At 66.7% G+C, this 18812-nt stretch carries 15 protein-coding genes; 11 read left to right on the top strand and 4 right to left on the bottom strand.

Features of this window, described 5'->3' with window-relative positions:
- From ACU0BR_RS05295 to ACU0BR_RS05285, 3 genes are all read left to right on the top strand, one after another.
- Nucleotides 1-1400 (top strand): formate--tetrahydrofolate ligase (locus tag ACU0BR_RS05295; RefSeq protein WP_446155800.1); only part of this gene is annotated, 1400 nt, incomplete at its 5' end.
- 97 nt (nucleotides 1401-1497) lie between these two features.
- Complete coding sequence (gene folD, locus ACU0BR_RS05290) at nucleotides 1498-2400, top strand: bifunctional methylenetetrahydrofolate dehydrogenase/methenyltetrahydrofolate cyclohydrolase FolD (protein WP_446155803.1); 903 nt, start codon at nucleotides 1498-1500, stop codon at nucleotides 2398-2400.
- A 32-nt stretch (nucleotides 2401-2432) separates the two neighbouring features.
- Nucleotides 2433-3293, top strand: coding sequence for a bifunctional 5,10-methylenetetrahydrofolate dehydrogenase/5,10-methenyltetrahydrofolate cyclohydrolase (locus ACU0BR_RS05285; RefSeq protein WP_446155802.1), 861 nt, complete (start codon nucleotides 2433-2435; stop codon nucleotides 3291-3293).
- A gap of 94 nt (nucleotides 3294-3387) precedes the next feature.
- Here the strand turns inward: ACU0BR_RS05285 and ACU0BR_RS05280 are convergent, their stop codons facing one another.
- Nucleotides 3388-4230 carry an EamA family transporter gene (locus ACU0BR_RS05280; protein ID WP_446155799.1) on the bottom strand — a complete coding sequence of 281 codons (843 nt, stop codon included), beginning with the start codon at nucleotides 4228-4230 and terminating at the stop codon, nucleotides 3388-3390.
- A gap of 165 nt (nucleotides 4231-4395) precedes the next feature.
- Between ACU0BR_RS05280 and ACU0BR_RS05275 the strand changes: the two genes are divergently transcribed.
- Nucleotides 4396-6765 carry a DUF1989 domain-containing protein gene (locus ACU0BR_RS05275; RefSeq protein WP_446155798.1) on the top strand — a complete coding sequence of 790 codons (2370 nt, stop codon included), beginning with the start codon at nucleotides 4396-4398 and terminating at the stop codon, nucleotides 6763-6765.
- Nucleotides 6766-6811: 46 nt separating this feature from the next.
- Nucleotides 6812-7246 carry a group II truncated hemoglobin gene (locus ACU0BR_RS05270; RefSeq protein ID WP_446155797.1) on the top strand — a complete coding sequence of 145 codons (435 nt, stop codon included), beginning with the start codon at nucleotides 6812-6814 and terminating at the stop codon, nucleotides 7244-7246.
- Here the strand turns inward: ACU0BR_RS05270 and ACU0BR_RS05265 are convergent.
- The 3 genes from ACU0BR_RS05265 to ACU0BR_RS05255 all read right to left on the bottom strand — a co-directional run bounded on the left by ACU0BR_RS05265 (nucleotide 7225) and on the right by ACU0BR_RS05255 (nucleotide 10219).
- Nucleotides 7225-8511 carry a glycerate kinase type-2 family protein gene (locus tag ACU0BR_RS05265; RefSeq protein ID WP_446155796.1) on the bottom strand — a complete coding sequence of 429 codons (1287 nt, stop codon included), beginning with the start codon at nucleotides 8509-8511 and terminating at the stop codon, nucleotides 7225-7227. The genes ACU0BR_RS05270 and ACU0BR_RS05265 overlap by 22 nt on opposite strands.
- Nucleotide 8512: 1 nt before the next feature.
- Nucleotides 8513-9490: an HpcH/HpaI aldolase/citrate lyase family protein gene (locus ACU0BR_RS05260; RefSeq protein ID WP_446155795.1), complete on the bottom strand. Its 978-nt coding sequence runs from the start codon at nucleotides 9488-9490 to the stop codon at nucleotides 8513-8515.
- A gap of 111 nt (nucleotides 9491-9601) precedes the next feature.
- The gene (locus tag ACU0BR_RS05255; RefSeq protein ID WP_446155801.1) at nucleotides 9602-10219 is read right to left on the bottom strand and encodes a response regulator transcription factor; all 618 of its coding nucleotides are present in this window, start codon (nucleotides 10217-10219) and stop codon (nucleotides 9602-9604) included.
- Nucleotides 10220-10463: 244 nt separating this feature from the next.
- Between ACU0BR_RS05255 and bhcA the strand changes: the two genes are divergently transcribed.
- From bhcA to glyA, 6 genes are all read left to right on the top strand, one after another.
- On the top strand, nucleotides 10464-11654 hold the full coding sequence (gene bhcA / locus ACU0BR_RS05250) for an L-aspartate--glyoxylate aminotransferase BhcA (RefSeq protein WP_446155794.1): 1191 nt from the start codon (nucleotides 10464-10466) through the stop codon (nucleotides 11652-11654).
- 46 nt (nucleotides 11655-11700) lie between these two features.
- Entirely contained in the window at nucleotides 11701-12897 is a 1197-nt protein-coding gene (locus ACU0BR_RS05245) for a malate--CoA ligase subunit beta (RefSeq protein ID WP_446155793.1), read from the top strand.
- Nucleotides 12897-13778, top strand: a complete 882-nt coding sequence (sucD, locus tag ACU0BR_RS05240; RefSeq protein ID WP_446155792.1) for a succinate--CoA ligase subunit alpha — start codon at nucleotides 12897-12899, stop codon at nucleotides 13776-13778. Before ACU0BR_RS05245 ends, sucD begins: the two co-directional genes overlap by 1 nt.
- A gap of 40 nt (nucleotides 13779-13818) precedes the next feature.
- Nucleotides 13819-14790: a 2-hydroxyacid dehydrogenase gene (locus tag ACU0BR_RS05235; protein WP_446155791.1), complete on the top strand. Its 972-nt coding sequence runs from the start codon at nucleotides 13819-13821 to the stop codon at nucleotides 14788-14790.
- Nucleotides 14791-14933: 143 nt separating this feature from the next.
- Entirely contained in the window at nucleotides 14934-17555 is a 2622-nt protein-coding gene (locus ACU0BR_RS05230; RefSeq protein WP_446155790.1) for a phosphoenolpyruvate carboxylase, read from the top strand.
- A 59-nt stretch (nucleotides 17556-17614) separates the two neighbouring features.
- On the top strand, nucleotides 17615-18812 hold a 1198-nt coding region (gene glyA / locus ACU0BR_RS05225; protein WP_446155789.1), incomplete at its 3' end, for a serine hydroxymethyltransferase.

Here is an 18812-nt window from a genome sequence, read left to right as displayed (position 1 = left end):
TCTGCATCCGCGAAGCCTCGCTCGGGCCGAATTTCGGCATGAAGGGCGGGGCGGCAGGCGGCGGTTACGCGCAGATCGTGCCGATGGAGGAGATGAACCTCCATTTCACCGGCGATTTCCACGCGATCACCAGCGCGCATAACCTGCTGTCGGCCATGATCGACAACCACATCTACTGGGGCAACGAGCTGGAAATAGACGTGCGCCGTGTGGCCTGGCGCCGGGTCGTGGACATGAACGACCGCGCGCTGCGCCAGATCACCGCCAGCCTGGGCGGTGTGGCCAACGGCTTTCCGCGCGAAACCGGCTTCGACATCACCGTCGCCTCCGAGGTCATGGCGATCCTGTGCCTGGCGCGCAATCTCGATGATCTGCAAAAGCGGCTGGGCGACATGATCGTGGCCTATCGCCGCGACAAGACCCCGGTTTTTGCGCGCGACATCAAGGCCGACGGCGCGATGACCGTGCTCTTGAAGGACGCGATGCAGCCCAATCTGGTGCAGACGCTGGAAAACAACCCCGCCTTCGTGCATGGTGGCCCCTTCGCCAACATCGCGCATGGCTGCAACTCCGTCATCGCGACGACGACCGCGCTGAAGCTGGCCGATTATGTCGTGACCGAAGCGGGCTTCGGCGCGGATCTGGGTGCCGAGAAGTTCATGAACATCAAATGCCGCAAGGCCGGGCTGAAGCCCGCCTGCGTGGTGCTGGTCGCCACGGTGCGCGCGATGAAGATGAATGGCGGCGTGGCCAAGGCCGATCTGGGCACCGAGAACGTCGAGGCGGTCAAGGCGGGCTGCCCCAACCTCGGCCGCCACATCTCCAACGTCAAATCCTTCGGCGTGCCGGTCGTGGTGGCGATCAACCACTTCGTCACCGACACCGACGCCGAGGTTGAGGCGGTGCGGGAGTTCGTCTCCTCCCACGGGTCCGAGGCGATCTTGTGCCAGCACTGGGCGAAGGGGTCCGAAGGAACCGAGGCGCTGGCCACCCGCGTGGCGGAAATCGCGGAGGGCGGCACGGCGAATTTCGCCCCGCTCTACGACGACGATATGCCGCTGTTCCAGAAGATCGAAACCATTGCCAAGCGGATCTATCATGCCGATGAGGTTCTGGCCGACAAGAAGATCCGGGATCAGCTGAAGGAGTGGGAATCGCAGGGCTATGGCAAGCTGCCGATCTGCATGGCGAAGACGCAATACAGCTTTACCACCGATCCGAACCGGCGCGGTGCGCCCACGGGCCACAGCGTGCCGGTCCGCGAGGTGCGGCTGAGCGCGGGCGCGGGCTTCGTGGTGGTGATCTGCGGCGAGATCATGACGATGCCGGGTCTGCCGCGCACGCCTTCGGCCGAGGCGATCAGACTCAACGACGCGGGGCAAATCGAAGGCCTGTTCTGATCGGCAAGCCCCGGGGCGGGGGCCTCGAGCCCGGCCCCGGGGAGGCCTCCGGCAGGGATATTTGGACGACAATGAAGACAAGGCAGGGAGTGGCGGCATGGCGGCACAGGTGATCGACGGCAAGGAATTCGCGGCGGAGGTGCGCGGACGGGTGGCGGAACATGTGGCCCGCCTGAAGGATGAGCACGGGATAACGCCCGGTCTGGCCGTCGTGCTGGTGGGCGAGGATCCGGCCAGCCAGGTCTATGTCCGGTCCAAGGGCAAGCAGACCGTCGAGGCCGGCATGGAAAGCTTCGAGCACAAGCTCGACGCGTCGGTGTCGCAAGACGAGCTGCTGGCCGTGGTGCAGCAGCTGAACGCCGATCCCAAGGTGCACGGCATTCTGGTGCAGCTGCCGCTGCCTGCGCATATGAACGAGGATCTGGTGATCAACGCGATCGCGCCCGAGAAGGATGTGGACGGGTTCCATATTTCCAACGTCGGTCGGCTGGGCACCGGGCAGAAGAGCATGGTTCCCTGCACGCCGCTGGGGTGCCTGATGCTGCTGCGCGCGCAGCACGGGTCGCTGTCGGGGATGAACGCCGTGGTGCTGGGGCGCTCCAACATCGTGGGCAAGCCGATGGCGCAGCTTTTGCTGGGCGACAGCTGCACCGTGACCATCGCGCACAGCCGCACCAGGGATCTGCCCGAGGTCGTGCGCCGCGCCGATATCGTGGTGGCGGCGGTGGGGCGGCCGGAAATGGTGCCGGGCGACTGGATCAAGCCGGGCGCCACGGTGATCGACGTGGGCATCAACCGTATCGACGCGCCTGAAAAGGGCGAGGGCAAGACGCGGCTGGTCGGCGATGTGGATTACGCCAGCGCGGCAGAGGTCGCGGGTGCGATCACCCCGGTGCCGGGTGGCGTCGGTCCGATGACCATCGCCTGCCTGCTGGCCAACACGCTGACGGCCTGCTGCCGGGCCCGCAACCTGCCCGAACCCGAAGGCCTGACGGCGTGACGAACGAGACGTTGCGCGATCACCGCCTGCTGATGGGCAAGCCGGTGCGCGCGCGCATCCTCGCGCAGGTCGCGGCCTATATGGAGGGCGTGCGCGCCGAGGGGGCGCAGGGTCGGCTGGTCTCGATCTGCATCGGCGACACGCCCGAGGTGGCGGTCTACATGCGCAATCAGGCGCGGGGCGCGGCGCAGGCGGGCATCCCCTTCGACCAGCAGCTCTGGAGCGCGGACATCACGCAGGAGGACGCCAAGGCGCTGATCGCCGGGATGAACGACGATCCGGGTGTGCTGGGTGTCATCCTGCAACGCCCGGTGCCCGCGCATATCAACCTGCGCTCGCTGCAATCGGCGATCCACCCGCTCAAGGACGTGGAGGGGATGAACCCGGCCTCGATCGGCAACATCGTCTATTCCGACGTGGCGCTGGCGCCCTGCACCGCCGCCGCCTCGGTGGAGTTGATACGCGAGACGGGCCTGCCGATGCAGGGGCTGGAGGTGGTGATGATCGGCCATTCGGAAATCGTGGGCAAGCCCGCGGCTTTCCTGTTGATGGCCGAGGGTGCGACGGTCACCGTCTGCCACCACATGACGCGTTCGGTCGCGATGCACTCCCGGCGGGCGGATGTGGTGGTCGTGGCGGTGGGCAAGCCGCATCTGGTCGGCCCCGACATGATCAAGCCGGGGGCGGTGGTCATCGACATCGGCATCAACCAGATCACCGACGAGGACGGGCAGACGCGCATCGTGGGCGATGTCGACACCGACGCGGTGCGCGAGGTCGCGGGATGGATCACGCCCGTGCCCGGCGGCGTCGGCCCCGTCACCGTGGCCATCCTGATGCGCAACGCCATGGTTGCCCACCAGCGCCAGCGGGTCGCGGGCTGGCTCGACTGAACGCGCCCGTCTTCTTCTGGTCGGAAATATCCCGGGGGTGCGGGGGCCGCGCCCCCGCGTCGGCGCCCGGATGCGGATTTCCCCGCGCGGGGGATCAGTGTCCGAGATAGCCGATCCCGGCGAAGACGATCAGCACGCCCAGCCATTGCGGCAGGCTCATCCGTTCCTTGAGAAACGCCCAGGTCAGCACGATGGTGATGACCCCGAAGGTCGAGGAGGCGACGGCGGCGAATTGCGGCTGCGGCATGGTGCCCGCGATCAGCACCACCGACAATGCGGTCGCATCCAGCACCCCCATCACGCACAGCAGCGGCAGGTTGCGCCGTTCCGGGCGCAGCGCGCGCGCGGTCGCGGCCGCCAGCGCCGCGATGCAGGCGATGGCGGCAAGCCGGGTGATCAGGATGACCGGCAGCCCGGCGCCCTGGGCGGTGGCCGCCTGCCCCAGCGCAAAGGTTGCCGCGAAGCCGCCGCCGCCCGCCACCGCCCAGAGGATCGCCGCGCGCTTGCCGCCGGGACCTGCCTGCTCGTCCGACAGCACCGCGACGAGGGCCACGCCCCCCACCACCGCCAGCACGGCCAGCCATTGATCGGTGCCGACGGGCTGGCCCGACAGCCGTGCCCAGGCCACGGACAGGATCGGATAGCCGCCGACGATCGGCGCCACCAGCCGCACCGGGCCGATGGCGAAGGCGCGGTAGAGGCCCATGACCCCCATCGCATAGGCCACCCCCGCCGATGCGGCCAGCGCCGCGCCCGTCCAGCTCAACGCCGCCCATCCGCCCACCGCGACGGTGACCGGCACCAGAACGACCGCCCCCACGACAAGCGCTGTCATCACCGCCGCGTGGATTCCGCCGCGCTGCGTGACGAAACGCACCGAAAAGTCGTGAAACCCCCAGGCCACGGCTGCCAAAATGCCCAACGCCAGTGTATTCACACCCGTATTCCTTTTGCCTCTTGCCCGCTTTGAGCGAATGTTGCAGCTGCTCCTCGGGGTCAATAACAATTCTTGCATGGCGGACGACTCGGCGCTAGCATTCAGGATAAATTTTTATTCCTCTGGTGCAACTCTAGCCAGCTCGGATTCGAGGAGGATGGCCCCATGTTGGACACGAAGTTTCCCAAGGTGAACCCGGGGCCGCCGCGCCCCAGCCAGCTCTACCAGCCTAGCGCCTTCAGCCTGCCCCCCGGCAGCGAACGCTATGTGGTCCAGGGCGCCGGGGCGGTCCTCATCGCGGTCCACGAAGGCGACCGGCTGACGATCAGCAACGATGAGGGTGGCCAACCCTGCGAGATCGTGGCCGCCGACGCCAGTGGCAAGATCGACGCCGGCATCCTGGGCGAAAAGGCCAATTCCGACGCCGACGGGCTCAAGGCGCTGCTGCTGGAGCCCGACCGCTCGCTGCGCAGCCTTCGCTTGGGGCTGGAGGCGCGGAACCTCGATCTCAGCCGCGCGACGGGCGTGCGGTTTTTCGACGCCACCACCCCCCCGCGCGAAGCGGTGGAGCTTTCGGTGCAGCGCGACGGCGTGCTCGTCATCGCGGCGCCGGGCGGCATCATGGATCTCGATGCGCAGGATACCGCCACGCCGCTCAGCGTGCTGCTCAAACGCGCCACGCTGCGCAGCAAGGCCCGGTTCGAGCTGCCCGACCCGCTGGCCGACCCGGTGCTGGACCTGCGCGTGAAGAACGCGACCGCCGAGGCCTATTTCGTCAAGGCGGGCGATTATATCCAGGTGATCGACGTCGACGGTCGGCAATGCACCGATTTCCAGTGCTTTTCCGCCCGCAAGCTCGACGAGGGGCGTGAACTGCCGCTTGATGTCACGGCGACGCGTTCGGTCATGGGCCACAGCTATCCGATGCCGGGGCTGCATGCGAAATACTACGATCAGGACATGACCCCGCTGGTCGAGGTGATCCAGGACACCTGCGGGCGGCACGATGCCTTTTCGCTGGCCTGCTATGCGAAATATTACGATGACATGGGCTATCCCGGCCACGTCAACTGCACCGACAACTTCAACGCGGTGCTGGGCGAAAAGGGCATCGGGCCGCGTGGGGGCTGGATGGCGGCGAACTTCTTCTTCAATACCGACGTCGATGCGCATGGGGTGATGTTCTCGGACGAGCCCTGGTCGCGGCCGGGCGATTACGTGTTGCTGCGCGCGCTGACGGATATCGTCTGCGTGAATTCCGCCTGCCCCGACGACACTTCGCCGTCGAACGGCTGGAACCCCACCGACATTCACGTCCGCACCTATTCGGGTGCGGAGAAATTCAGCCGCGCGATCGCGATCCGCGCGACCCCAGAATCGGAGCCGAAGATGACCAAGGAAACCGGGTTTCACGAGCGGTTTGCAAAGATGACCCGGAATTTCGTGGAATACCGCGGCTATTGGCTGGCCAATTGCTTTGCCGAGGCGGGCCCGATCGAGGAATACTGGGCCTGCCGCGAAAAGGCGGTGATCATGGATCTGTCGCCGCTGCGCAAGTTCGAGGTGACCGGTCCCGACGCCGAAGCGCTGTGTCAGTATATATTTACCCGCAACATCAAGAAGCTGGCGGTGGGGCAGGTGGTCTATACCGCCATGTGCTATCCGCACGGCGGCATGATCGACGACGGCACGTTGTTCCGGCTGGGGCGCGACAATTTCCGCTGGATCGGCGGCGACGATTATTCCGGCGAATGGATGCGCGAACAGGCGGAAAAGCTGGGGTTGAAGGTGCTCGTGCGCTCCTCCACCGATCAGCTGCACAACGTCGCGGTGCAGGGCCCCGAAAGCCGTGATCTGCTGAAAAAGATCATCTGGACCGCGCCCCATCAGCCCGCCTTCGACGAACTTGGCTGGTTCCGCTTCACCGTGGGCCGCATCGGCGACGAGCATGGGCTGCCGGTCGTCGTCTCGCGCACCGGCTATACCGGCGAGCTGGGCTATGAGGTATTCTGCCATCCCAAGCACGCGCCGGAGGTTTTCGACGCGATCTGGGCGGCGGGCCAGGATCACGGGCTGCGCCCCATGGGATTGGAGGCGCTGGACATGGTGCGCATCGAGGCCGGGCTGATCTTTGCGGGTTACGATTTTTCCGACCAGACCGATCCGTTCGAGGCGGGCATCGGCTTTACCGTGCCGCTGAAATCGAAAGAGGACGACTTCATCGGCCGCGAGGCGCTGATCCGGCGCAAGGAACATCCCGCCCGCAAGATGGTCGGGCTGGACATCGACAGCAACATCGACGTGCATCACGGCGATTGCGTGCATGTCGGCCGCGCGCAGGTGGGCGAGGTCACCTCCTCGATGCGCTCGCCGCTGCTGGGCAAGAACATTGCGCTGGCGCGGGTCGATGTGGCCCACGCCGAGGTCGGCACGGCGGTGGAGGTCGGCAAGCTGGACGGTCATCAAAAGCGGCTGCCCGCCAGCATCGTGCCCTTCGCGCATTACGACCCGAAGAAGACGCGGCCTCAATCCTGAACTATCCGGTCACAGGAAGGCGGTGCGGCAAGGAAAGGAGGATGCAATGCCATCTGTTCTGGACTCCCTCGGTGGCGAGGCGGGCGTGACCCGACTTGTCGAAACCTTCTACGATCTGATCGAGAGCGATCCGCGCGGCACGACGCTGCGCAAGCTGCATGCGCGGGGCCAGGGGATCGCGCATGCCCGGATCGAGCAGGCGAATTTCCTGATCGGCTTTTTCGGCGGGCGGCAGCACTACCGCGAAAAACACGGGCACATGGACGTGCGGCTGATGCACGCGCATGTGCCGATCACCGATGAGGATGCCGAGAACTGGCTGGCGCTGATGGAAACCGCGCTGCGCCGGTGCGCGCGTGACCCGGCGCTGTCGGCGCGGCTGCTTTCGGCCTTTCGGCGCGTGGCGCTGACGCTGGTGAACGGCGGCGATGCGACGCTCGGGGCGGGCGGCGGCGCGGGTCAGCCCAGCATGAGCACCTGAACATCGGCCACATTGGTGCCGCTGGCGCCGGTTATCAACAGATCGCCCGCCGCCCCCAGCGCGGCGTAGCTGTCGTTGTTGGCGAGCAGCGCCGCGGCGTCCCGGCCGGCGGCGGCGATGCGCGGCGCGGTGCCCGCGTCCACGATGCCGCCCGCCGCGTCGGTCGGGCCGTCGCGCCCGTCGGTGCCACCGCTGAGGAAAACCCAGGGCCGTGAGATCCGGGCCGCGCCAAGCGCCACGCGCAGGGCCAGTTCCTGGTTGCGCCCGCCGCGCCCGTCGCCCCGGATCTGAACCGTGGTTTCCCCGCCGAAGATCAGTGCGACAGGCGATTCCGGCGCGGCCTGCGCGGCGTGCAGAATGCGCCGCGCGGCATCCGCCACATCGCCGGTCAGCGCGTCGTCGACAATCGTCGCGTGCCAGTTTTCCCCATGCGCCGCCTCGCGCATCGCGGCCAGCGAATGACGGTTGCTGCCAATGAGCGTGTTGCGCGCGGCGGACGTTTCGGGGGCGGGCGCATCGGCGGACAGATGCGCCTGCACCGCGGGGGGCAGATCGTGCCAGAAGCCGCGCGCATGGATCAGCTCCGCCGCGTCCTGCCGGGTGCCGATCGGCCGCGCGGTGGGGCCGCTGGCGATGGCGCGCAGATCGTCCCCGATGACGTCCGACAGGATATAGGCCGTTACCGTGGCGGGGGCGGCATGGCGCAGAAAGCCGCCGCCTTTCAGCTGGGACAGCTGCTGGCGGATCAGGTTCATCTGCACGATGTCCAGCCCATTTGCCAGCAACAGACGGTTCACCGCCGCCTTGTCCTCCAGGCTCAGCCCCGGCGCGGGGGCGGGCAGCAGCGCCGAGCCACCGCCCGAGATCAGCGCGACGATCCGATCCGCGGGGCCGGCGCGGTCGAGCAGGTCCAGCACGCGGCGCCCGGCGTCCAGCCCGGCCCGGTCGGGAACGGGATGCGCGGTTTGCAACACCGTGGCTCCGGGCACCCGCGCCTCGTTGCCGTATTGCGTGATCGCCAGCGCCACGTGATCGGCGCGCGCGGGCAGATGGGCGAGCGCCTCGGTCAGCATGGCGGGCGCGGCCTTGCCCACCGCGATCAAGATCAGCCGCCCCCCCGCGCCGGGCACGGGCAGGGGGGTATCTTTCAGATGGCCGCGCAGCGCGACCGCCGGGTCCGCCGCCCGCAACGCCGCATCGAAAAGCCGACGGGCGGTGCTGCGAAGCGTCTCTTGGCGGGCGGGGGTCGTACTGGCGTGGGTCACGTTAGGCTCCTGCGATCTGCTTGGCCTTTTCAACCAGAACTTCGGCCTGACGGATAGAGGCATAGTCGATCAGCCGCCCGTCGAGCGACACCGCGCCCTTGCCCTCGGCTTCCGCCTGGGCCATCGCTTCGAGGATGCGGCGCGCGCGCTCGACCTCGGCGTCGGAGGGGCTCATCACCTCATTGGCCAGGGCGATCTGGCTGGGATGGATCGCCCATTTCCCCTCGCAGCCCAGAACGGCGGCGCGGCGGGCGGCGGCCACATATCCCTCCTTGTCGGAGAAGTCGCCGAAGGGGCCGTCGATCGGGCGCAGGCCGTTGGCGCGGGCGGCCACCACCATGCGCGCCAGCGCGTAGTGCCACATATCCCCCCAATGCACATCGCGGCTGCCGTCGTCCGCGGCATCGGTCAGCACCGAATAGTCGCGGTTCACGCCGCCGATGATCGTGGTCCGCGCACGGGTGGATGCGGCATAGTCGGCGACGCCGAAATGCAGGCTCTCGTTGCGCCGCGACGCCGCCGCGATCTCGCCGACGTTCTGCATGCCGAGCGCGGTTTCGATGATATGTTCAAAGCCGATCCGTTTGCCGTATCCTTTCGCATCCTCGATCTGCGTCACCATCATGTCGATGGCATAGACATCGGCCGCGGTGCCGACCTTGGGGATCATGATGAGATCCAGCCGTTCGCCCGCCTGTTCGACCACATCCACCACATCACGGTACATGTAGTGGGTATCCAGACCGTTAATGCGAATCGACATGGATTTCTTGCCCCAGTCGATTTCGTTCAGCGCCTTGATTATGTTCTTTCTTGCCTGCGCCTTTTCGTCCGGCGCCACTGCGTCCTCCAGGTCGAGGAAAATCACGTCGACGTCGGATTGCGCCGCTTTCTCAAATAGTTGGGGCTGACTTCCGGGGACGGCCAATTCGCTGCGGTTCAATCGGGCGGGGGCCTGTTCGATGGGATGAAAGCTCATTTTCGGTTACGCTCCTTGCGGGGTGATCGGGAATGAGCATCACAGAAGAGGAGAAAACTTTTTCCTGTCAAGAAATAAATTTTCATAAATTGCGCGGCGGACGCAATCAAATTACGCGTCGTTTCCGCCGCCGCGTTCTCCCGGCAGGCGCGAGGAATAGTAGAAGGCGATCGCCTGCGCGCGGTTCTTGACCGACAATTTGTCGTAAAGGTTCGACAGGTGAAACTTGACCGTATTGGTCGATATGTCCAACTCTTTCGACAGCTCGCGGTTGGTCAGCCCTTTCGACAACGCCTCCAGCATGGTGCGCTCTCGCCGTGACAGCGCCTGGATCGGGTCGAGCTGCAATTGCCGGATGTCGAGAAAGGGAAAGACCATCTTTCCGCCCGCGACATCGGCGCAGGTGGTCAGCAGCCCTTCGACCGCGCCGCTGCGCGGCGCGAAGCCCGCGGCGCCCGCGGTCATGGCCAGCCGCGGCAGATCGCCCGTCTCTTCGCCATAGACCACCAGCCGCGGCGCGTTGGTCTGCTCGCGCAATACCTCGACCAGCTTGGCGCCGCCGAGCGCGGGAAGATTCCAGTCGATCACCCCGACCTGGACCGGCACGCGCATCACCGTTCCCAGAAAGCCCTCCGCGGTGGCGGAGGTCGCCACCAGAGAGAATCGCGGGTCGCGGTCGAAAATCTCCGACATTGCCGACAGAACCAGCGGATTGGCATCCGCCAGCATCACGGTGACCGCTGTGCGGGGGGCGCTATCGCTTTGCAAAACAAAGACTCCTTGCCAAAAACCTACCCATTTAGACGGGCGAACTCTCGGTATACAGCCGCATACTACCAAAAAGGGTGGGTATTTACCTACCAATTTAGATACCCGAAAGCAGGAGTAACGGATATTGCGGACAATGTCGATCCGGGCTTTCCTGATAATCAGCAAAGTTTCATAGCAGTAATAAACGCTGAAGGAGATGAAAATGCCCGGTCCCAAAAGCCTCTTCGTTCCCGGCCCCACCAATGTTCCCGAAGCGGTGCGCAAGGCCATCGACGTTCCGATGGAAGATCACCGCGCGCCCGATATCCCGGATTTCATTCTGCCGCTCTTCGCCGATCTCAAGAAGATCTTTCGCACCGAAACGGGCCAGGTCTTCGTTTTCCCCGCCTCGGGCACCGGCGGCTGGGAGGCGGCGATCACCAATACGCTGAACCCCGGCGACAAGGTGCTGGCGGCGCGCTTCGGGCAGTTCTCGCACCTGTGGATCGATCTGTGCCAGCGCATCGGGCTCGAGGTGGAAGTGGTCGAATGCGACTGGGGCACGGGCGTGCCGGTCGAGGAATTCGGCAAGCGACTGGCGGCCGACACGGACCACGCCATTAAGGCGGTGCTGGCCACCCAGAACGAGACCGCGACCGGCGTGCAGAGCGACATCGCGGGGCTGCGCCGCGCGATGGACGCCGCAAACCACCCCGCGATGCTGTATGTGGACGGTGTCAGCTCGATCGGGTCGGTGGATTTCCGGATGGACGACTGGGGCGTGGACCTGGCGGTTTCGGGCTCGCAGAAGGGGTTCATGCTGCCCGCGGGCCTTGCGATCCTGGGCGCCAGCCAAAAGGCGCTGAAGGCGGCCGAAAGCGCGCAGATGCGCCGCTGCTATTTCGATTTCGCCGACATGATCAAGACCAACGCCACCGGCTATTTCCCCTATACCCCGCCGATGTCGCTGCTGCGCGGTCTGCGCGCGTCGATCGACCGGATGCTGGAGGAAGGGCTCGACAACATATTCGCGCGCCATCATTTCCTGGCCGAGGGCGTGCGCCGCGCGGTCGATGCCTGGGGGCTGAAGCTTTGCGCGACGCAGTCCAAATGGCACTCCGACACCGTCAGCGCGATCGTCGTGCCCGAGGGCTTCGACGCCAATGATGTCATCGCGCGCGCGTATCACCGCTATGGGCTGAGCCTGGGCGCCGGGCTTTCGGTGGTCGCGGGCAAGGTGTTCCGCATCGGCCATCTGGGCGATCTGAACGAGCTTATGGTGCTGAGCGCGATCGCGGGCGCCGAGATGGCGATGCGCGACGTGGGCATCCCGATCGAGGCGGGCTCGGGCGTGGCCGCGGCGGAGGAATACTACCGCCAGAACGGCGCGGAAATGGCGATGGCGGCCGAATAGGCCCCGGCGTCACACAGGCCACGCAGGTTTCAGGGAGGAGACCCGGATGGACATTCACGAATATCAGGCCAAGGAAGTGCTCAGCAACTTCGGCGTGGCCGTGCCGCAGGGCGCGCTGGCCTACAGCCCCGAACAGGCGGCGTACCGCGCGCGGGAGATGGGCGGCGAGCGCTGGATCGTCAAGGCGCAGGTCCATGCCGGCGGCCGGGGCAAGGCGGGCGGCGTCAAGCTGTGCGACAGCGACACCCAGATCCAGGACGCCTGCGAGGGCATGTTCGGCCAGAAGCTGGTGACGCATCAGACCGGGCCGCAGGGCAAGGGCATCTACCGCGTCTATGTCGAGGCGGCGGTGCCGATCCAGCGCGAGATCTATCTGGGCCTGGTGCTGGACCGCACCAGCCAGCGGGTGATGATCGTGGCCTCCGCCGAGGGCGGGATGGAGATCGAGGAGATCTCCGCCAACAAGCCCGAAAGCATCGTCAGGTCGACGGTCGAGCCCGCGGTGGGCCTGCAGGAATTCCAGGCGCGCGAAATCGCCTTCGCGCTGAAGATCGAGCCTGCGCAGGTGCAGCATATGGTGCGCACCTTGCAGGGCTGCTACCGCGCCTTCACCGAGCTGGACGCCACGATGGTGGAGATCAACCCGCTGGTCGTCACCGGCGACAACCGCATCCTGGCGCTCGACGCCAAGATGACCTTCGACGACAACGCGCTGTTCCGGCATCCGCAGATCGCCGAGCTGCGCGACAAGTCCCAGGAGGACCCGCGCGAAAGCCGCGCCGCCGACCGCGGCCTGTCCTACGTCGGGCTGGACGGCAACATCGGCTGCATCGTCAACGGGGCGGGTCTGGCGATGGCGACGATGGATACGATCAAGCTGGCCGGTGGCGAGCCTGCGAATTTCCTCGACATCGGCGGCGGCGCCACGCCCGAGAGGGTGGCCAAGGCGTTCCGCCTGGTGATGTCGGACAGCAACGTGCAGGCGGTTCTGGTCAACATCTTCGCGGGCATCAACCGGTGCGACTGGGTGGCCGAGGGCGTCGTGCAGGCGCTGCGCGAGGTCGAGGTGGATGTGCCCGTCGTGGTGCGTCTGGCGGGCACCAATGTCGAGGCGGGCCAGAAGATCCTGGCCCAGAGCGGCCTGCCGCTGATCCGCGCGACGACATTGATGGAAGCGGCCGAGCGCGCCGTCGGCGCATGGAAGAACGACCTGTCCCAGGCAACCCGTGTGAGGGCAATCTGATGAGCATCTTTCTGGAACGCGACACGCGCGTCATCGTGCAGGGCATCACCGGCAAGATGGCCCGTTTCCACACCAAGGACATGATAGAATACGGCACCAACGTGGTTGGCGGTGTCGTGCCGGGCAAGGGCGGCGAGACGGTCGAGGGAGTTCCCGTCTTCGACACCGTGAAAGATGCGGTAGCCGCGACCGGGGCCGAAGCGTCGCTGGTTTTCGTTCCGCCGCCCTTCGCAGCCGACAGCATCATGGAGGCCGCGGACGCGGGCATCCGGTATTGCGTCTGCATCACCGACGGCATCCCCGCGCAGGACATGATCCGCGTCAAACGCTACATGTGGCGCTATCCCAAGGAACGCCGCATGGTGCTGACCGGCCCCAACTGCGCGGGCACGATCAGCCCGGGCAAGGCGCTGCTGGGGATCATGCCGGGGCATATCTACCTGCAGGGCAACGTCGGCATCATCGGCCGGTCGGGCACGCTGGGCTATGAGGCGGCGGCGCAGCTGAAGGAGCACGGCATCGGCATTTCCACTTCGGTGGGCATCGGCGGCGATCCGATCAACGGCTCGTCGTTCAAGGACATCCTGCAGGAGTTCGAGGACGACGACGAAACTCACCTGATCGCCATGATCGGAGAGATCGGCGGCCCGCAGGAAGCCGAGGCCGCGGAATATATCCGCGACCACATCTCAAAGCCGGTGGTGGCTTATGTCGCGGGGCTGACCGCCCCCAAGGGCCGCACGATGGGCCATGCGGGGGCCATCATTTCGGCATTCGGCGAAAGCGCCAGCGAAAAGGTGGAGATCCTGACGGCGGCGGGCGTCACCGTGGCCGAAAACCCCGCGGTGATCGGAGAAACCATCGCGCGCGCGATGCAATGAGGGCGACCCTCAGGGGTTTGTGAGAAAAAGGAAGGCGACAATGGCAAAGCCCAGGATACTGGTGACGCGCCGCTGGCCCGAAGCGGTCGAGGCGCGCCTGTCGGAAGAATTCGACACCGTGCTGAACACCGCCGACAGGCCGCTGTCGCTTTCCGACTTCCGTGCCGCGCTCACCGAATACGACGCGGTTCTGCCCACGGTCACCGACAGGCTGGGCCCCGAGGCGCTGGAGGTTGCGCGCCCGCGCACGCGGATTCTGGCGAATTACGGCGTGGGCTACAGCCATATCGACATGGACCACGCCGCGCGACACGGGATGCGGGTGACCAACACCCCCGACGTGCTGAGCGAATGCACCGCCGATCTGGCGATGACATTGCTGCTGATGGCCGCGCGCCGTGCCGGTGAGGGCGAGCGCGAGGTGCGCGCAGGCCGCTGGACCGGCTGGCGGCCCACGCATCTGGTCGGCACCAAAGTGTCGGGCAAGGTGCTGGGCATCGTCGGTTTCGGGCGCATCGGGCGCGAAATGGCGCGCCGCGCGCATCACGGCTTCGGCATGGAGGTGATCGTGCACAACCGCAGCGCCGTCGACCCGCGGATATTGGCGCAATATGGTGCGCGCCAGGCCGACAGTATCGACGCGCTGCTGCCGCAATGCGACTTCGTCTCGCTGCATTGCCCCGGCGGCACCGCGAACCGCCATCTGATCGACGCGCGACGGTTGAACCTGATGCGCGCGGACGCATATCTCATCAACACCGCGCGCGGCGAGGTGGTCGAGGAATCGGCATTGTTGCAGGCGCTGGCCTTCGACACGATCGCGGGGGCCGCGCTCGATGTCTTCGAGGGTGAGCCGGCCGTGAACCCCGCGATGCGCGACTACGACAACCTGGTGATGCTGCCGCATCTGGGCAGCGCCACCCGCGAAGCGCGCGAGGCGATGGGCTTTCGTGTGCTCGACAACCTGCGCGATTTCTTCGAGGGACGCGATCCACGCGACCGGGTGAACTGATGGGACTGGCACCGATGTCCGAGACGCGGGGCGATACGTCCGCGCGGCCCTCCGGTCCCCCGGCCGGTCCCCCGACCTTTCCGCCTGTCGCGCCGCCCTCGGATTATGCCGACCGGCTGCGGGCCGAATTGCATGGGGTGTGGATGCAAGTCATCGAGCAGCGCGCGCCCGCCGTCGCCACCGCGCTGCAATCGGGCGGCGGCTTGCAGATCCCGCGTGGCGCCGCGGCCATCCCCTACCTGCAAGCGCTCAACATCCGCTTTCAGCTGTTGCGCATCATCGAGGAAAACGCCGAGATCCGCGACCGGCGCCATGTCGAGACCAGGGATGGTCCCGCCGCGGTCGACGGCAGCTTCTGCCAGGCGCTGCGCCAGCTGAACGGGGAGGGCATCCCCACCGCCGACATCCTTGCGGCGGCGTCCCGCCTGTCGGTGGGGCCCACGCTGACCGCACATCCGACCGAGGCCAAGCGCGTGACGGTGCTGGAAATTCACCGCCGGATCTATCGCACGCTCGTTTCGCTGGAAACGCACCGCTGGACCCCGCGCGAACGCGCCGCGCTGATGGAGGACATCCGCGCCGAGATCGATCTGCTCTGGATGACCGGGGAGCTGCGCCGGGAGCGACCGTCGCTGGACGATGAAATCGACTGGGGGCTGCAATTCTTTCGCGACAGCCTCTACCGGGCGGTGCCCGAACTTTACGATCGCTTCAACGAGGCGGTGGCGCCCTTTGGCGGCGCCAGCGGCGCATCGGGCGCGAAAGAGGCCCAGCCCTGCATCCGCTTTCATTCCTGGATCGGCGGCGACCGGGACGGTAATCCGAATGTCACCGCGCAGGCCACCGCCCGCGCCCTGTCGCGCGGCCGCGCGGCTGTGCTGCGGGAATACGGCCGCGGGCTGGACGAGGCGGCGGCGCGCATTTCCATCAGCTCGGCGATCGTGGCGCTGCCCGCGCCGGTCGCGGCCGATCTTGCGCGTGTCCTGCCGCGCGAGGGCGATCCCGCCTCCGCGCGCAACCCCGGCGAGCTGTTCCGACAGGCGCTGAGCACGGTGGCGCAACGGATCGCTGCGGTGCCCGCGGGCTATGCGCATGTGCAGGATTTTATCGCCGATCTGGAGGTCATCGAAAACGCTCTGCACGCGATCGGGGCCGGTCGGCTGGCGCAGCGGCTCGTCCGGCCGATCCGCAGGCAGGCGCAGGTCTTCGGCTTTCGCACCGCCACGCTCGACATCCGGCAGAATTCCACCGTCACCACCGCGGTGCTGAGCGAGATCTGGGCGATGACCGGCGAAGAGGTCCCCGAATTCGGCACTGCCGCCTGGTCGGCCCGGCTGCGCCGCGAACTGGCCGCGCCCGCGCTGGCCCATATCGACCAGCATCGCGCCAGCGAGCCGGTGCGAGAGCTGCTGGCGCTGCTGCGCCTGATGCGCGAGGCGCGCAACGGCCCCGATCCGGAGGCGACGGGGCCGTTCATCCTGTCGATGACCCGTTCCTGCGATGACCTGCTGGCGGTCTATCTGCTGGCGCGTTACGCGGGCTTCGGGGCCGAAACGCTGGATCTTCGCGTCGTGCCGCTTTTCGAGACGATCGAGGACCTGCGCGCCGCGCCCGCGATCCTGGCCGAGTTCCTGTCGGTGCCCCTGGCGCGCCGGTCGCTCAAGGCGCAAGGCGCGGCGGTCGAGGTGATGCTGGGCTATTCCGACAGCAACAAGGACGGCGGCTTTCTCTGTTCCACATGGGAGCTCGACAAGGCGCAGCGGCGCATCAGCCGCGCGCTGGCGGCGCTGGATCTGCGCCCGGCTTTCTTTCACGGCCGCGGTGGATCGGTCAGCCGGGGCGGCGCGCCCACCGCACGCGCCATCGCCGCGCAGCCGCCCGGCACCGTCGTCGACCGGATGCGCACCACCGATCAGGGCGAAGTGGTCTCGTCAAAATACGCCAACCGCGGCACGGCGCTGAGCCAGCTTGAATTGCTTGCCTCCTCGGTGCTGGCGCATACGGCGCGCGCCCGTGCAGGCGCGGTCGAGACCGCGCGCGATCCCGAACATGACGACGCGCTGGAGGCGCTGTCGGGCATGTCGCAAACCGCCTATGCCACGCTGCTCAACCAGCCGGGATTCCTGAGCTATTTCCAGCAGGCCAGTCCGGTGGAGGAGCTCGCGCGGCTGAAAATCGGCTCGCGTCCGGCGCGGCGGTTCGGGGCGGCGTCGCTGGCCGATCTGCGCGCCATCCCCTGGGTGTTCGCCTGGAGCCAGAACCGCCACCTGATCACTGGCTGGTACGGCTTCGGCGCGGCCGTGGGCAGTTTCCGGCGGTTTCGCGGGGCGCAGGGCGACCGGCTGCTGCGCAGGATGCTGACGCGATCACCCCTGTTCGGGCTGATCGTGGATGAGGTCGAAAAATCGCTGTTCCAGACCGACATGGATCTGGCCCGCCTTTATGCGGAACTGGTGAGCGCGCCGGACCTGCGGGGGCAAATCTTCGACATGATCGCCCGCGAATACGACGCCAGCCGCGCCGCCGTGCTGTTTCTGACCGGCGAAGACGATCTGGCCCGGCGCTTTCCGCAGCTGCGCGCGCGTTTTGCCCGTGTGGCGCCGCAGTTGACCGCGGTGCACCGGCTTCAGACCGATTTGCTGCGCGACGCGCGCAGCGCCGACGGCGGCAGCGCGCCGGTGGGCGGGGCGCACAACCACACCGTACCCGTGCCGCTTCTGCAAACGATGAACACCATCGCCGCGGGCCTCGGCTGGACCGGCTGAATTCCCGCCAGACCCCTGTGACACCACCTGTAACCCCCATGGACAAATGGAGTCCCGCCATGAACGCCCCCCACCGCCTTGATGATTTCTTCACCGAAAACCTGGAGTCCCGCGATCCCGAGATTTTCGGCGCGATCCGGTCCGAGCTGGGCCGCCAGCGCGACGAGATCGAGCTGATCGCCAGCGAAAACATCGTCTCGGCGGCGGTGATGCAGGCGCAGGGGTCGGTGATGACCAACAAATACGCCGAAGGCTATCCGGGCCGCCGCTATTACGGCGGCTGCGAGTTCGTGGATGTGGCCGAAACCCTCGCCATCGACCGGGCGCGGCAGCTTTTTGGCTGCGATTTCGCCAATGTGCAGCCCAATTCCGGCAGCCAGGCCAATCAGGGCGTGTTCCAGGCGCTGCTCAAGCCCGGCGACACCATCCTGGGCATGAGCCTCGACGCGGGCGGCCACCTGACCCATGGGGCAAAGCCCAACCAGTCGGGCAAATGGTTCAACGCCGTGCAATACGGCGTGCGCGAAGACGACCATCGGATCGACTACGACCAGATCGACCGGCTGGCCGATGAGCACCGCCCGAAGATGATCATCGCCGGGGGCTCCGCCATTCCACGCATCATCGACTTCGCCCGGATGCGTGCCGCCGCCGACCGCGTGGGCGCCTATCTGCTGGTCGACATGGCGCATTTCGCGGGGCTCGTCGCCGCGGGCGTCTATCCTTCTCCCTTCCCGCATGCGCATGTGGCGACGACCACCACACATAAGACCCTGCGCGGCCCGCGTGGGGGTATGATCCTCACCAATGATGAAGAAATCGCCAAGAAAGTGAATTCGGCGATCTTCCCGGGCATCCAGGGCGGCCCGCTGATGCATGTGATCGCCGCCAAGGCGGTGGCTTTCGGCGAGGCGCTGCGCCCGGAATTCACCAGCTATGTCAAGCAGGTGGTCGCCAATGCTCAGGCGCTTTCGGACCAGTTGATCCAAGGCGGGCTCGACACGATCACCCATGGCACCGACAGCCACCTGCTGCTGGTCGACCTGCGGCCCAAGGGCGTGAAGGGCAACGCGACGGAGGCCGCGCTGGGGCGCGCGCATATCACCTGCAACAAGAACGGCATCCCGTTCGACCCCGAAAAGCCCACCGTCACCTCGGGCATCCGGCTGGGCAGCCCCGCCGCCACCACCCGCGGCTTCGCCGAGGCCGAATTCCGCCAGATCGCCGACTGGATCGTGCAGGTCACCGACGGGCTCG

Source organism: Brevirhabdus sp., from assembly GCF_052826345.1.
This window is presented reverse-complemented; position numbering and strand designations above follow the sequence as displayed.